General features: G+C 68.5%; 11 protein-coding genes. 8 read left to right on the forward strand and 3 right to left on the reverse strand.

Annotation, left to right across the window (positions count from 1 at the left end; all coding sequences use genetic code 11):
* Window position 1: 1 nt before the first annotated feature.
* From AC3EGR_RS20040 to AC3EGR_RS20050, 3 genes are read left to right on the forward strand one after another with little or no spacing between them, the layout of a single operon-like run.
* Window positions 2–466 carry a type IV pilin protein gene (locus AC3EGR_RS20040; RefSeq protein WP_488548286.1) on the forward strand — a complete coding sequence of 155 codons (465 nt, stop codon included), beginning with the start codon at window positions 2–4 and terminating at the stop codon, window positions 464–466.
* The gene (locus AC3EGR_RS20045; protein ID WP_488548287.1) at window positions 466–846 is read left to right on the forward strand and encodes a type II secretion system protein; all 381 of its coding nucleotides are present in this window, start codon (window positions 466–468) and stop codon (window positions 844–846) included. Before AC3EGR_RS20040 ends, AC3EGR_RS20045 begins: the two co-directional genes overlap by 1 nt.
* Window positions 833–1,363 carry a type II secretion system protein gene (locus tag AC3EGR_RS20050; RefSeq protein ID WP_488548288.1) on the forward strand — a complete coding sequence of 177 codons (531 nt, stop codon included), beginning with the start codon at window positions 833–835 and terminating at the stop codon, window positions 1,361–1,363. The genes AC3EGR_RS20045 and AC3EGR_RS20050 overlap by 14 nt, the downstream gene beginning before the upstream one ends.
* Before the next feature lie 190 nt (window positions 1,364–1,553).
* Here the strand turns inward: AC3EGR_RS20050 and AC3EGR_RS20055 are convergent, their stop codons facing one another.
* Complete coding sequence (locus AC3EGR_RS20055; protein ID WP_488548289.1) at window positions 1,554–2,144, reverse strand: lytic transglycosylase domain-containing protein; 591 nt, start codon at window positions 2,142–2,144, stop codon at window positions 1,554–1,556.
* A 61-nt stretch (window positions 2,145–2,205) separates the two neighbouring features.
* Here AC3EGR_RS20055 and gspG point away from each other — a divergent pair, with 61 nt between their 5' ends.
* Window positions 2,206–2,652, forward strand: a complete 447-nt coding sequence (gspG, locus tag AC3EGR_RS20060; protein ID WP_488548290.1) for a type II secretion system major pseudopilin GspG — start codon at window positions 2,206–2,208, stop codon at window positions 2,650–2,652.
* A 12-nt stretch (window positions 2,653–2,664) separates the two neighbouring features.
* The gene (locus AC3EGR_RS20065; RefSeq protein ID WP_488548291.1) at window positions 2,665–3,861 is read left to right on the forward strand and encodes a type II secretion system F family protein; all 1,197 of its coding nucleotides are present in this window, start codon (window positions 2,665–2,667) and stop codon (window positions 3,859–3,861) included.
* Window positions 3,862–3,900: 39 nt separating this feature from the next.
* On the opposite strand, the gene AC3EGR_RS20070 is transcribed toward AC3EGR_RS20065, so the two are convergent.
* Together AC3EGR_RS20070 and AC3EGR_RS20075 are read right to left on the reverse strand one after the other, a co-directional pair.
* Window positions 3,901–5,346 (reverse strand): sigma-54-dependent transcriptional regulator, encoded by a 1,446-nt coding sequence (locus tag AC3EGR_RS20070; RefSeq protein ID WP_488548292.1) that lies wholly within the window; start codon window positions 5,344–5,346, stop codon window positions 3,901–3,903.
* Window positions 5,347–5,356: 10 nt separating this feature from the next.
* Window positions 5,357–6,835 (reverse strand): sensor histidine kinase, encoded by a 1,479-nt coding sequence (locus AC3EGR_RS20075; protein ID WP_488548293.1) that lies wholly within the window; start codon window positions 6,833–6,835, stop codon window positions 5,357–5,359.
* Between the two features lie 341 nt (window positions 6,836–7,176).
* Here AC3EGR_RS20075 and AC3EGR_RS20080 point away from each other — a divergent pair, with 341 nt between their 5' ends.
* The 3 genes from AC3EGR_RS20080 (at window position 7,177) to AC3EGR_RS20090 (ending at window position 12,833) form a co-directional block, all read left to right on the forward strand.
* Window positions 7,177–9,717 carry a hypothetical protein gene (locus tag AC3EGR_RS20080; protein WP_488548294.1) on the forward strand — a complete coding sequence of 847 codons (2,541 nt, stop codon included), beginning with the start codon at window positions 7,177–7,179 and terminating at the stop codon, window positions 9,715–9,717.
* Between the two features lie 15 nt (window positions 9,718–9,732).
* Entirely contained in the window at window positions 9,733–12,327 is a 2,595-nt protein-coding gene (locus AC3EGR_RS20085; RefSeq protein WP_488548295.1) for a cytochrome-c peroxidase, read from the forward strand.
* Between the two features lie 119 nt (window positions 12,328–12,446).
* Window positions 12,447–12,833 (forward strand): surface-adhesin E family protein, encoded by a 387-nt coding sequence (locus AC3EGR_RS20090; RefSeq protein WP_488548296.1) that lies wholly within the window; start codon window positions 12,447–12,449, stop codon window positions 12,831–12,833.
* Window positions 12,834–12,908: the final 75 nt, after the last annotated feature.

Genomic DNA, 12,908 nt, shown 5'->3' on the forward strand with positions numbered 1-12,908 from the left:
CATGCGCTCCGGCTACACGCTCGTCGAGCTGGTGATCACGGTGGCGATCATCGGCATCCTGGTCGCGATCGCCGCGCCGCTGGCCGAGACGGTCGTGCGCCGCGGCAAGGAGCAGGAGCTCAAGGCGGCGTTGATGGACATCCGCAGCGGCATCGATGCGTACAAGGACGCGGCGGACAGCGGCAAGGTCGCCAAGGCCGCCAACGAATCCGGCTACCCGCCGTCCCTGGGCACCTTGGTCGAAGGCGTCACCGACCGCACCAATGCGAGCGGCGCCAAGCTGTACTTCCTGCGGCGCGTGCCGCGGGACCCCTTTGCCGACCGCACGCTGCCGCCCGCGCAGACCTGGGGCCTGCGCAGCTCCGACACCCCGCCGGACGCGCCGCACGAGGGCAAGGACGTGTTCGACGTCCGCTCGCTGTCCTCGGAGAAGGCGCTGGACGGCACGCTCTACCAGGACTGGTGATGGCGACACCGCGGCCGCGAGGCTTCACCCTCATCGAACTGCTGGTCGTGCTGGCCATCATCGCGACGCTGCTGGCCATCGCCGTCCCGAGCTATTTCGCCAGCCTCGACGTGGCACGCGAGACGGCCCTGAAGAAGGACCTGTCGGTGATGCGCGCGGCGATCGACCAGTACCACGGCGATCGCGGCCGGTACCCGGAGACCCTGCAGGAGCTGGTCGAGGCGCGCTACCTGCGCAAGATCCCCGTCGACCCCATCAGCGGCCTGGCCGACCGCTGGATCCCCGAGGCCGCCGGCGAAACCGGGCCGGCCGGCCTGCGCGACGTGCACAGCGGCACGGCGGGCAACGGCCAGGACGGGTCGGCGTATGCGAGCTGGTAAGGCCAGGCGCAGCTCCGCCGGCTTCACCTACCTGGGCGTCCTGTTCCTCGTCATGCTGCTCGGGCTGGGGCTGGCGGGCACGGCCGAAACCTGGAGCATGGCCAGCCAGCGCGCGCACGAACGTGAGCTGCTCTGGGTCGGCAACCAGTATGCGCGGGCCTTGCAGTCCTACTACCAGCAGACACCGGGACAGCGCCAATACCCGGTGCAGCTGCAGGACCTGGTGGAGGACCGCCGCTTTCCGGACACCTTGCACCACCTGCGCAAGCTTTACCCCGACCCCGTGAGCGGCCAGCCCTTCAAGGTGGTGCTCGCGCCCGACGGCCGCACCATCGCCGGCGTGCGCAGCCCGTCCGATGCGGCGCCCATCAAGCGCGACAACTTTCCCGCGCGCTGGCGCCAGTTCAAGGGCAGCAAGCGCTATTCGGACTGGCTGTTCACGGCCGACGGTGCGGGCACCGGCGCGGCGGCCGCCTCCACCAACATGGCCCCCGCCGTACCTGCCGCGCGGCACTGAGCTGCCGGGCGTCCCGCCGGGAGCACCATGCCGGTACTGCCGGCATGCAGGATTGGCACTCCCGACGGGACAACTGTTTCCGGCGTCGCACGCGCAGCCTCGCTGCATCGCGTGCGCAAGCCGGCGGAGCATGGGCGTGCAGCCAGGCGCCGGGGCAATTCACCAGCATTTGGGGGGTGAAGTGCCCCGCTCAGGGCCCACTGCTTTGCAGCTGGTGGTAGCGCGCGAGCACGCGCGGGACATAGGCGCGGGTCTCCGGATACGGCGGAATCCCCCCCGCGCGCCGGACCGCGGCGTCGCCCGCGTTGTATGCCGCGAGCGCGAGCGCCACGTTGTTGTCGTGGCGCAGCAGCAGCTCCTTCAGGTAGCGCGCGCCGCCATCGATGTTCGCGCCCGGATCGCGCGGGTCCGCCACCTGCAGCGCCCTGGCCGTTTGCGGCATGAGCTGCGTCAGGCCCAGCGCGCCCTTGGGCGACACCGCAAGAGGGTCGAAACCCGACTCCACCTCGATCAGTGCACGCAGCAAGGCGGCCGGCAGGCCATGCGCCTCGGCCGCCGCGCGCACGAGCGGAATGAAGGCGTCGGCGCGCGGCGGCGCGGGGCTATCCCGCCGCCCCAGCGCGGACGCTTTCAGGCGCAAGGGCAGCACGGGCGGGGCCGGATCGTCCAGGTTCGACAGGACGATGCCGCCTTCGGCGGTCTCGCGCACGGAGATGTCGGCGTACGCGACGAGGCAGGCGCCCGACAGGGCGGCGAACAGCAGCGGAGATGTGTGACGCACGCAGGTCCTGTTGCAAGACGCAGGCCACTCCGCGGGCACCGAACTTGCCTGCGTTTTCACCATGTCGCGCCCTGCTCCACTCCTCCCTGCCACCGCCCTGTCGCGGCCGGCCCGTGGTTTCACCCTGCTCGAACTGCTCGTGGTGCTGGTCGTGCTCGGCCTGCTCGTGAGCATCGTGGGACCGCGCTACTTCGCGCAACTCGGCAAGTCCGAAGTCAAGGCGGCGCAGGCGCAGATCGCCAGCGTCGCCAAGGCACTGGACCTGTACCGCATCGACGTGGGCCGCTACCCCACGACGGAACAAGGGCTTGCTGCGCTCAATACCGCGCCTGCCAACGAGGCGCGCTGGCACGGCCCTTACCTCCAGAAGGTCATGCCCCCCGACCCCTGGGGCCATCCGTACGTTTACCGCTCGCCCGGCGAACAGGGGGCGGAGTTCGACCTGCTTTCCTTCGGCAAGGACGGCGCACCGGGCGGAACGGAAGAAAACGCCGACATCGGCAACTGAGCGCGCACGGCCATGCAGTTCCGGATCAAGGCTGTCGACCGGGCGAGCGCAATCCTGCTGGTCACGGTGGAAGCCGGCAGCGCGGAAGGCGCGCGCCAGGTCGCCGAGCACCAGGGCCTGCGCGTGCTCGGTGTCGCCCCCCTGCGCCGCCTGGCCGGCATTGGCGCGGCGCTCGCACCCCGGCGCGACTTCCCGCTCCTGCTGTTCAGCCAGGAGCTGGCGACGCTCGTGAACGCGGGGCTCTCGCTGATCACGGCGCTGGAAAGCCTGGGCGAGAAAGAGCAGGACCCGGCGACGCGCAAGCTGCTCGATGGCCTCGTGCGGCTGTTGTACGAGGGCAAGTCGTTCTCGGCGGCGCTGGCACAGTACCCGGACGTGTTCCCGTCGCTGTACATCGCCCTGATCCAGTCCAGCGAGAAGACCGGTGCGATCAGCAGCGGCCTGGGGCGCTACGTCGCCTACCGCACGCGCGTGGACCTGCTGACGCAGAAGATGGTGGGCGCTTCCGTCTATCCGGTCCTGCTGCTCGTGGTCGGCTTCGGCGTGCTGCTGTTCCTGATCGGCTACGTGGTGCCGCGCTTCAGCGCGGTCTTCGGCGAACTCGGCACACGCCTGCCCTGGATGTCGCGGGCTCTGCTCCAGATGGGCCAGCAGCTGCGCGATCACGCGACCACGATCGCGGCCTCCGCGCTGCTGCTGCTCGCGGGCGCCGCGGCGCTGTGGCAACTGCCCGCAGTGCGGCAGGCCGCCGGCCGTGCGGTCCTCGCCTTGCCCGGCGTGCGCCAGCGCGTCTTCCTCTACCAGGTGACCCGCCTGTACCGTTCCCTGGGGATCCTGCTGCAAAGCGGGATCCCGATCGTCAGTGCGATGGGCATGGCTCGGCCGCTGCTGGGCGCCCGCATGGCCGCACTGCTCGACGCCGCGGCGCAGCGCGTGCGCGAAGGCCTGCCGCTGTCCCAGGCGCTGGAGGCGCACCAGCTCTCCACGCCCGTGGCCCTGCGCATGCTGCACGCCGGTGAGCAGGCGGGCAACCTGGGCGCCATGATGGAGAAGACCGCCGACTTCTACGACGAGGAGATGGGGCGCTGGATCGAGTGGTTCGTGCGCCTGTTCGAGCCGCTGCTGATGGTCTTCGTCGGCGCGGTGATCGGGGTCGTGGTGATCCTCATGTACATCCCGATCTTCGAACTCGCCGGTGGCATCCGCTAGGCGTGCCAGCGAAACGCCGGCGCACTTCCCGGCGTCGCGTCAGAGATCGCCGAACCCGGAGCCGGGCAGGTGCGCCGGGCGCTCGAGTCCCATCTTCTGGATGCGATAGCGCATGGTGTCGCGCGACAGCCCGAGCATCTTCGCCGAGCGTGTGACGTTCCAGCCCGTGCGCTCCAGCGAGGTGATCACCAGCGAACGCTCGAATTCGGCGAGCTCCGGCCCGTTCGTGGGCAGGCCCAGGCAACCTTTTCCGCAGCTCGGGCACGACCTGGCGCCCTCGGCTGCCGGGGCGAGCCCGGGACAGAGTGCCATCTGTGCCGGCGTGATCACGTCACCGGCGGCGAGCAGCACGGTCTGCTCCAGCATGTTGCGCAGCTCCCGCACGTTGCCGGGCCAGGCGTAGTCCTGCAAGGCCTGCTCGGCCTCCGCGCTGAAGCGCAGCCGCGGCTTGCCATAGTGCCGCCCGTGCAGCTGCAGGAAATGGCGGGCCAGCAGCAGGATGTCCCCGCCGCGCGTGCGCAGGGAAGGCACCTGCACGCCGATGATGCGCAAACGGAAGTACAGGTCGCTGCGGAAGGTGCCCTGCTTCACCATGGACTCCAGGTCCCGGTTGGTAGCGCTGATGATGCGCAGGTTCACCCTGCGTTCCTTGACCGCGCCGACACGACGGACCACCTTCTCTTCCAGCAGCTTCAGCAGCTTGGCCTGCACCGGCGGCTCGATCTCGCCGATCTCGTCGAGGAAGAGCGTGCCGCCGTCTGCCGCTTCCACGAGCCCGTTGCGCTGCTCCTTGGCATCGGTGAAGGCGCCCTTCTCGTGCCCGAACAGCTCCGACTCGAGCAGGTGCGAAGGAATCGAGGCACAGTTGATCTCCACGAACGGACCGGCCGCCCGCGCGCCGTCGAAATGCAGCGAGCGGGCGACCAGCTCCTTGCCGGTTCCCGTCTCGCCCATGATCAGCACCGCCGGCAGGTTCGCCCCGGCGATGCGCCGCTCCGCCTCGATGACACGCCGCACCGTGGCCTTCAGGTTCTGCATCGCCGGCGACTCGCCGATCAGCGAACGCAGACCTGCGTCGGAAGCTTGCGGCTGCGGGTGAACCTGCGGCGCCTGCTCCTTCACCGGCGTACCGATGGCGCGTTCGAGCAGCGTGTTGAGTTCGGCCAGGGCCAGCGGCTTGAGCAGGTAGTCATAGGCGCCGGCCTTCATGGCCTGCACCGCGGTGTGGGCGCTGTCGTCGCCCGTCATCAGGATGCATTTGACGTCCGAGTCGCTCTTGCGCATCTTGTGCAGCATCTCGATGCCGCTGAGGCGCGGCAGGCGATGGTCCGTCACGACGGCATCGGGATGCTGCATCTCCCAGACGCCCAGCGCGTCTTCGGCGCTTGCGCAGGTCTGCACCTCCCAGCCGTTGCGTGCCAGGTAGGCACTGATGTTGGCGGACTGCACGACGTCGTCTTCGACGACCAGAACGGATCTCGGCATCTTTTTTCCCTCAGGTCCTGAAGTGCAAGCGGACTTGCGTTCCCGCGTTCCCGGCGCTCGCCACGGTCACGAACCCACCGAACCGCTCCATCGCCCGCTTGAGCATGGGCAAGCCCACGCCCAAACCCTGCGGCTTGCTGGTCTGGAACGGCCGGAAGGCCGTGGCGAGTTGCTGGTTGGACATGCCGACGCCGGTGTCGCTGATCACCACGTCGACGCCTGGCGACTCGTTGTCTTCCCCGAGCTCTATCCTCATCTCGCCGCCGCGCGGCATGGCTTCGACGGCGTTGGACACGACGCTGTGCAGTGCCTGCGTCACGAGCGTCGCATTCCCTTTCACCTTGGGCGGCGTTGCCGCGGCCGGATCCCAGAGGACGCGGACTTGCGCGCGGTCCAGGGCGGGACGGAAGGAATCGAGCACGCTGTGCAGCACGGCGCAGAGGTCCACCGGTTGCGAATCGCCGGCGGCAGGACGCGAATAGAGCAGCAGCTCGCGTAACCATTGCGAGAGGAAATCCACCTGCGTGATGATGTCCCTGGCGTTCTTGCGCACCGGTTCCTCGCCGCAGCACAAGGCCAGCTCCGCGCTCGAACGCACGCCGGCCAGCGGGTTGCGCAGGCTGTGCGCCAGCGCGGTGGCCATCTCGCCCGCGAACGCCTGCGACTCGGCTTCCACGAGGCGCAGATGCTGCTCGCTGAGCAGGCGGGCGCCACGGCGGACGATGCTGGAGAGAGCGACGTAGACCAGCACGCTGCCGCCCAGGGTGGTCGCCCATACGAGAAGCTGCGCGCGATGGATGCTGGCGACGAGGGAGGCGGGCTGCTTGTCCACCTCCACCACCGAAACGACATCGCTGCCCGCGTCGGTCAGCGGCACGTATTCCTCGATCAGCACGTTACGGTGCGTCGACGGACGAAAGTCCGCGTACGTCGGCAGGTCGAGTCCGCGTTGGCGCACCACGTCCGCGCGGGTGGCGATCGCTTCGGCGAGGCTGGCATTTGCGCTGGTGCGCTGGCCGACGCGGCTCTTGTCGGTGGACCAGAGGATCGTGCCGTCCGGTGCATACACGGTGGTGAGGCGCGCATCGGGAAGGCCCTCGAGACGTTCGAAGACTTCCTGGCGGGCGTGCGCGACGATCCCGGGATCGAGGCCCGCGGCCGCGGCGTCCACGCGCTGGTCCAGGAAGCGTCCGAGGCCACTGACACCGTTTTGCGCGGCCTCGACACTCACCGAGTTGCGGACGAGCTGTGCGGTGTCGCCAGCGTCACGGTCCAGCGCCTGTAACGTCACGAAATGCGACAGGATGATGGCCGCTCCTGCGGCTACCGGCACCAGCGCCAGCAGGCTGGCGATGGAGAACCACCGCAACAGGTCGAACGGCCGGGCGCTGGCGGCCTTGACGCGGCCAGCCTGCGACGGAGTACGTTCGCGCTGGAACGACCCTTGCATGGCCTGCGCACGGCTGCGCACATGACCGAAGCTCACCATTGCGGTTTCCCTCCTGTGGTCCCAGCGGCGCCTCGTTCTTATTCCAGGCCCTACAAACAATTTCATTAAAGCAAGTCGTGCCTCGACTTGCAATTGGTCACACCGCGTTTCGGCACCAAGGTGCCATGCAATCGCGCCACGAGTGCCGAAACCGCAGACCTGAACGCCTGCATTCGCACAAACCTTGCGCTGTCGCAAAGACGTAAGGCGAATGCGCGTTTCATCGCACCGCGCACCGGCGGGATCTTGCCTGCGTAAGCGGGCGCACGCGCTCCGCTGTTCATCACTCGCGCGCGTTCGCGCACGCGAACGAACGCGCATGCGTCGCGGCGGACAAGGCCGTGGGTGAGCAATTCCCGCATGCCCCCAATAACCGGGTGAATTGCCCCAGCCTTGCCTTCCGTCTCGGGGCTTGCGCACGATCCGCGCGACGCGCAATGCGTGCGGCGCGAATGCGTTCTTCCTTCGTATGCGACGAACCCGACGCGCTGCAGCCGCTCACGCGACGTGCCTGGGCACGCGATATGCGAATCGGGTCCTGCTTCGTCCTTTTCATGGAGACCCGTATGGAAGACCGACAAGTTCCGTCCACGTTGTGGCCACTGGGAAGATGGGTCGCGGCGGCGTCGCTGGGGGCGACGCTTGCCACGTTCGCAGGCCAGGCATCGGCGCAGGACGCGCTGCCCGGCGATGCCTTCCTCGCGCCCGCGATTGCCGCCGTGCCGAGCGTGCCTGCGGGGTTCGACATCACGGGCTTCATCCAGGAAGCCACGCTGGACACCACGGGCGCCATCTGCCGACCGGCATCACCGCGCCTGGCCGGCGGCACGGTCACGGTGAACGGTCACAAGATCGTCGTGCCGTGCAACACGATCCTGCAGATGCCGGCCTTCACGCTGACGTGGGCCGACCTGTTCCAGAACAACAACCCGCTGGTTCCCACCGACATCGTTCCCGCCAAGCAGACTGGCTTGGCGCTGAACGACAAGATCGGCGCCGTCCCGGGCGCCACGGTTCCCAATACGCAGCCCGGCCTGCTGACGGCACCCTCGCCCGGGACACCGTACAACGGGTCGCTGCCCTCTTACGAGATCCACGTGGTCGGCAACGTGGTCAACCAGCAATACATCGCCGGCCTGGTGTTCATCTCCCAGCAATCCCTGAATGCCGGTCAGGGGATGATCAGCTGCATCGACTACGCCACGGGCGAGATCCAGGTCGGTGGCAACCCCACCGATCCGACGGTCACGCCTTACGGCTGCGCGCTGCCTGCGCCGCCTGGCGTGACGCGCGTGCGCATCAACGACGCCATCGGCCGCTACGGCAAGGCGCACGCGGGCCCCGGCGGATGTGCCGGCCGCACCGACTGCATCGAGGAGGTCGGCTTCGATCCGCGCTTCACGCCGGACACGGACAACCCCACGGTGCACGCTTCGACCGGCTTCCCCATGTGCATTCCCCGGGTGAACCCCTTCGACGGCGGCAAGGTGGATCCCGAGTGCCCGCAATCGAACCGTCCCGTCGCTCCAAACTGCAAGAGCTTCCCCGCTGATCTCGGTCTCGTGCCTTTCCGGGTGCCGACGACGGGCTATTGCATGACCTATGTGATGGACCCACCGAACACGGCGTCGCCAGCGGGAGTGGCATGCCCGGGCCCCGATACGCGCTGCCCCACGAACCCGACCAAGCAGGCCCCCTTCGAGATCGGCGACAACATCGTCTTCAACGGCACGCTGAAAACGGACACGAATGGCGTGTACGTCTCGGCGCACACGATCTCCGCGAACCTGGGTGTGTTCACCACCCCGGCAACCGCGCCCGCGTACACCTTCGTCGAAGCGCTCATCGCCGGAACCGATGGTCGTCCGGTGACGGGCATCGCTCAGGAAGCCACCGGCCGCGTGCTGTTCGTGGGCTTCACCACGGACATCTTCAACCTGGTTGACCTCTTCGCGCTGGACGTGGACCCAGTCACCGGCAACGTGACCGACCGCCTGCTCGGGACGCAGAGCCCCGTGACGAGCCCCTTGCTCGGGCGCTTCCGTACACCGGTGAACAACAACGGCGCCTTCCTGCCGCCGACGCGCAACTACCGCGCCGTGAGCCGCACGATGTGCGCCTCGACGACGGGTGGGTTCTCTCCCTGCATGCCGGAAAACCGGGACAGCACGCCGACGGCCAACGGCTTGCAGGCGGGCCAGTACCTGCTGCCCAACTTCGAATTCATCTTCGCGGAAAACCTGACGTTCGGCGACGCCCTCGTGCCGAACAATTTCCAGGACCTGGCTTTCCTGTTCTGCGGGTCCGGACCGATCGACGGACCGGGTTCGAACTCGCCTGTCGTGGGGCAGCTCGATCCGCCGCCCTGGGCCCCGCCGATGGATGACCCCATCTTCCACGCGTCCCTGTGTCCCGGCGCGAAGGCCGTCAGTGCGGCGCGGGTGTTCCCGCCCGTGGTGGGTGCCCCTGACGTGATCACGATCACCGCAACGGGTTGGGACAACCGTGCCAACAAGGGCAAGATCAACATCGTCGCAACCTCCTCGGCGAACCCGGCACCGCGCGGCATGTTCGTGCAGGCAAGCCTGGCCAACGACACGCTGGCCCCCGGCATCCCCGGCAGCCTCCAGAACCCCATCCTGTCGGACATGGTCTTGACGGGGAATTCGCCCGCGGCCCCGGCGGTTTGCCCCACGACCGACCCCTGCTGGCAGTTGCTCGCTCCGGGCTTCATCATGAATCCGGATGGGAACGGCACAGGCATCGCGAGCTTCGTACCGCCCACGACGGTCACTGTGCGGTCCAGCCTCGGAGGCACCGCGACCTCGACCGCCATCACCCTGCGGTCCTGCGTCTCGACGCGCCGGCTCACCTGCCCCTGAACAGGAGACACGGCCATGACAAACTTCCTGCGCGCCGGCCGCGGGGCCGACAACCACGACCCGGTTCGCCCGGAATACCGGGTGCGGCCGTGGCAACGGCGGCTCGCCCTGCTGCTCGCAGCGGTCATCGCCTCCAGCCCGGTGGCCGCGCGTGGACCGGGACGCCCGGGGATCGCCGCCCTCGTCGATCCGCCGGACGTGATGACACCGTCCACCAACGCCACCAACGCGAACCTGGCGACCTCGCTCGATCCGACGCAGGCGATCCCCGGGAATCCGACGGTCCCTGGACTGACCGTGGACAGCGTGGGTGACCAGCCGCTCACCGTCTCGGTCGACTCCATCCGTGGCGCTCCCACGGGAATGGTCCTCGGCAAGCCGGTGGTATCCGGTTCTGGCGAGTGGATGGTGCCGCTTGCAGGCGTCGCCTCCAACGCGACCGTCAACGGCCAGCCGGCCACCCCCGGCGTGGACGCCCACGTCGGCACGATCGATCTCGTCCCGCCGCTGATCTCGCTGAAGGCGGTGCCCGTGCCGCCCACGGAAGGACTCGAATACTTCGTGAAGGACAAGGGCGCGGCCGTGGCCCTGGGCAAGGCATTGTTCTGGGACCAGAAGGTCGGCAGCGACGGCCAGGCCTGTGCGAGCTGTCACTACGCCGCGGGCGCGGACAGCCGGCTGCGCAACGCAATCAACCCGGGCCAGCGCGGCGGCGACAACGTCTTCGCCAAGACCTTTGCGGGCCCGGTGGGACCGAACACCTGGGTGACGCCCAACGACTTCCCGACGCACCGGCTGCAGAACGCGCTGGACCGCAACTCGGTCATCACCTACGACAGCAACGACGTGATCGGATCCGCGGGTACGTTCTCCGGGCCCTTCCAGTCGCTCGCGGTCGGCGGCGTCGAGAACTGCGCGAACCGGCCGATCGACGAGTTCAGCGTGCACGGTGCGCTGACGCGGCGCGTGGAGCCGCGCAACACGCCGACGGTCATCAACGCGGCGTACAACTATCGCAACTTCTGGGACGGGCGGGCCAACAACGTCTTCAACGGCGTGAACCCGTTCGGCGACCGCGACCGCACGGCCAAGGTGCTGCAGGGGCAGTCCAACGGATCGGCGACGTGGGTGTCCATCCACCTGGAAAACGCGAGCCTCGCTTCGCAGGCGGTCGGGCCCGCCCTGAGCGACTTCGAGATGTCGTGCGCCAACAAGGTGTTCCAGCAGCTGGGCCGCAAGATGTTGCCGCTGCAGGCGCTCGCCACCCAGAAGGTGCACGCGCAGGACTCCGTCCTCGGTCCTCTGCGCAACGCCTCCGGTGTCGGCCTGGGCAAGAAGTACTCGGACATGATCAAGGCGGCGTTCGTGCCTGCATGGTGGAACGCGACGGGCACGTACAACGGCTACACCCAGATGGAAACGAACTTCTCGCTGTACTGGGGCCTGGCGATCATGTTGTACGAGTCCACGCTCATTTCCGACGAGGCGCCCATCGACCGGTTCACCGGGTGGGCCGGCAGCCCGCCCGACCCGAAGGCGCTGACGGCACAGGAGCAGCGTGGCCTGGCGATCTTCCGCGGGGCCAAGGCCGACTGCGCATCGTGCCACCGCGGCGCGGAGTTCACTTCCGCGGCCTCGCGGCTGCAGCGCACCGCCGGCGAGACCAACCTGCTGGAACAGATGTTCGTCAGCGGCGGCAAGCTGGCCCTCTACGACACCGGCTTCTACAACATCGGCGTGCGGCCGGCCGCGGAGGACGTGGGGGTGGGTGGTTCGGATCCGTTCGGCAACCCGCTGTCCTACTCGCGCCAGTGGCTGGGGAGGCTGAGCGGGAAGCCGACACCGGACGATTTCATGGTCGATGCCTGCCTGTTCTCGATCAAGAGCGACGTGCGCAACTGCTGGACGACACCGGATCCGGCCAGGAGCCGTGTCGGCGTGGACGGCGCCTTCAAGGTGCCCAGCCTGCGCAACATCGCGCTGACGCAACCCTACTTCCACAACGGCAGTCGCTATACGCTGGAACAGGTCGTGGAGTTCTACAACCGCGGCGGCGACCGGCGGGGCCCGGATGGCAACGACACGTCGGGGCTGGCGGCAAGCGTGGCGCCGGACGGCGGCACGTCCAACGCGCACCCGGCGATCCGGCCGCTCGGCCTCACGGATGCGGAGAAGACGGACCTGGTGGCCTTCCTGCGCAATGCGCTGACCGACCGACGCGTCGCCTGCCAGAAGGCGCCCTTCGACCATCCGGGACTGCGCCTGACCAATGGCCATCTCGGGGACGCGAAGGTGGTGCTGACCCACAAGGGCGACCCGAAGGGTGTCGACGTCTACGTGGACCTGCCGGAAGTGGGAGCGAACGGTGCCATTGCCGGCGCCTGCATGGTGAGCGACGCAGGCACCTCGTTCGAGCCTCATCCGGCGACGCGCTTGGTGCAGATCCCGCAGGGCCTGGTGCAGCTGCCGCCGGGAGAGGTCTCCCTTCCGGCCGGGTCGGTGACACTGGCGCCCGGATTCACGCTCCCGGGAATCCAGTTTCCGCCTGGGCCGAACCTGCCAGGGATCCCGATTCCGACGAGCCTGATCAAGCTGCTGCCGACGCCGTAGGCTGACTGCGAAGAGATGAAGGAATCCGTGAACGGTCCTTCCCCGGAGCCTGGCGCACGCGCCGGGCTCCGGCCATGGGATCCGGCGGAAGTGCAAACACTGTCTGAGGAGTGCATCGTATGAAGAAGCTCGCAATTGCGCTGTTGCTCGGTGGAATGAGCTGCGCGGCGATGGCGTCCTGGGTCCAGGCATCGCAGGACTCCGACGTGGTCCGCTACTACGATGCCGCCACCCTCGCGCGCAGCGGAGCGCTCGCCACGGTCGCCGAGATGAGCGACTTCCGGCGCGGGGCGACGGCAGGCAACGACCGCATCTTCCGGTCCGCCGTCGGCCAGAGCCAGTACGACTGCGCCGCGTCGCGCGTGCGCACCATCACCCTGAGCCGGTTCGAAGGGCCGATGGGCACCGGGCGCACCGTCGAGGCCCCGGACGTCAGCGGCGACTGGGAAGCGATCGTTCCCGGCACCGGGCGCGCCGACTTGCTCAAGGCCGTGTGCGGCCACTAGCAGCGACGCGAGTGTCCCGGCCCCGCGCCCCGGCAGGGGCCGGGGCGCCCGGATTGCCTGCACCAACGGCACCCG

It is taken from the genome of Ramlibacter sp. G4-7, assembly GCF_057784995.1.

Excerpts from the sequence above, each read along its gene's own strand:
- AC3EGR_RS20040 (WP_488548286.1), top strand. The coding sequence starts at position 2 with ATGCGCTCCGGCTACACGCTCGTCGAGCTGGTGATCACGGTGGCGATC.
- AC3EGR_RS20045 (WP_488548287.1), top strand. The coding sequence starts at position 466 with ATGGCGACACCGCGGCCGCGAGGCTTCACCCTCATCGAACTGCTGGTC.
- AC3EGR_RS20050 (WP_488548288.1), top strand. The coding sequence starts at position 833 with ATGCGAGCTGGTAAGGCCAGGCGCAGCTCCGCCGGCTTCACCTACCTG.
- gspG (WP_488548290.1), top strand. The coding sequence starts at position 2,206 with ATGTCGCGCCCTGCTCCACTCCTCCCTGCCACCGCCCTGTCGCGGCCG.
- AC3EGR_RS20065 (WP_488548291.1), top strand. The coding sequence starts at position 2,665 with ATGCAGTTCCGGATCAAGGCTGTCGACCGGGCGAGCGCAATCCTGCTG.
- AC3EGR_RS20070 (WP_488548292.1), bottom strand. The coding sequence starts at position 5,346 with ATGCCGAGATCCGTTCTGGTCGTCGAAGACGACGTCGTGCAGTCCGCC.
- AC3EGR_RS20075 (WP_488548293.1), bottom strand. The coding sequence starts at position 6,835 with ATGGTGAGCTTCGGTCATGTGCGCAGCCGTGCGCAGGCCATGCAAGGG.
- AC3EGR_RS20085 (WP_488548295.1), top strand. The coding sequence starts at position 9,733 with ATGACAAACTTCCTGCGCGCCGGCCGCGGGGCCGACAACCACGACCCG.
- AC3EGR_RS20090 (WP_488548296.1), top strand. The coding sequence starts at position 12,447 with ATGAAGAAGCTCGCAATTGCGCTGTTGCTCGGTGGAATGAGCTGCGCG.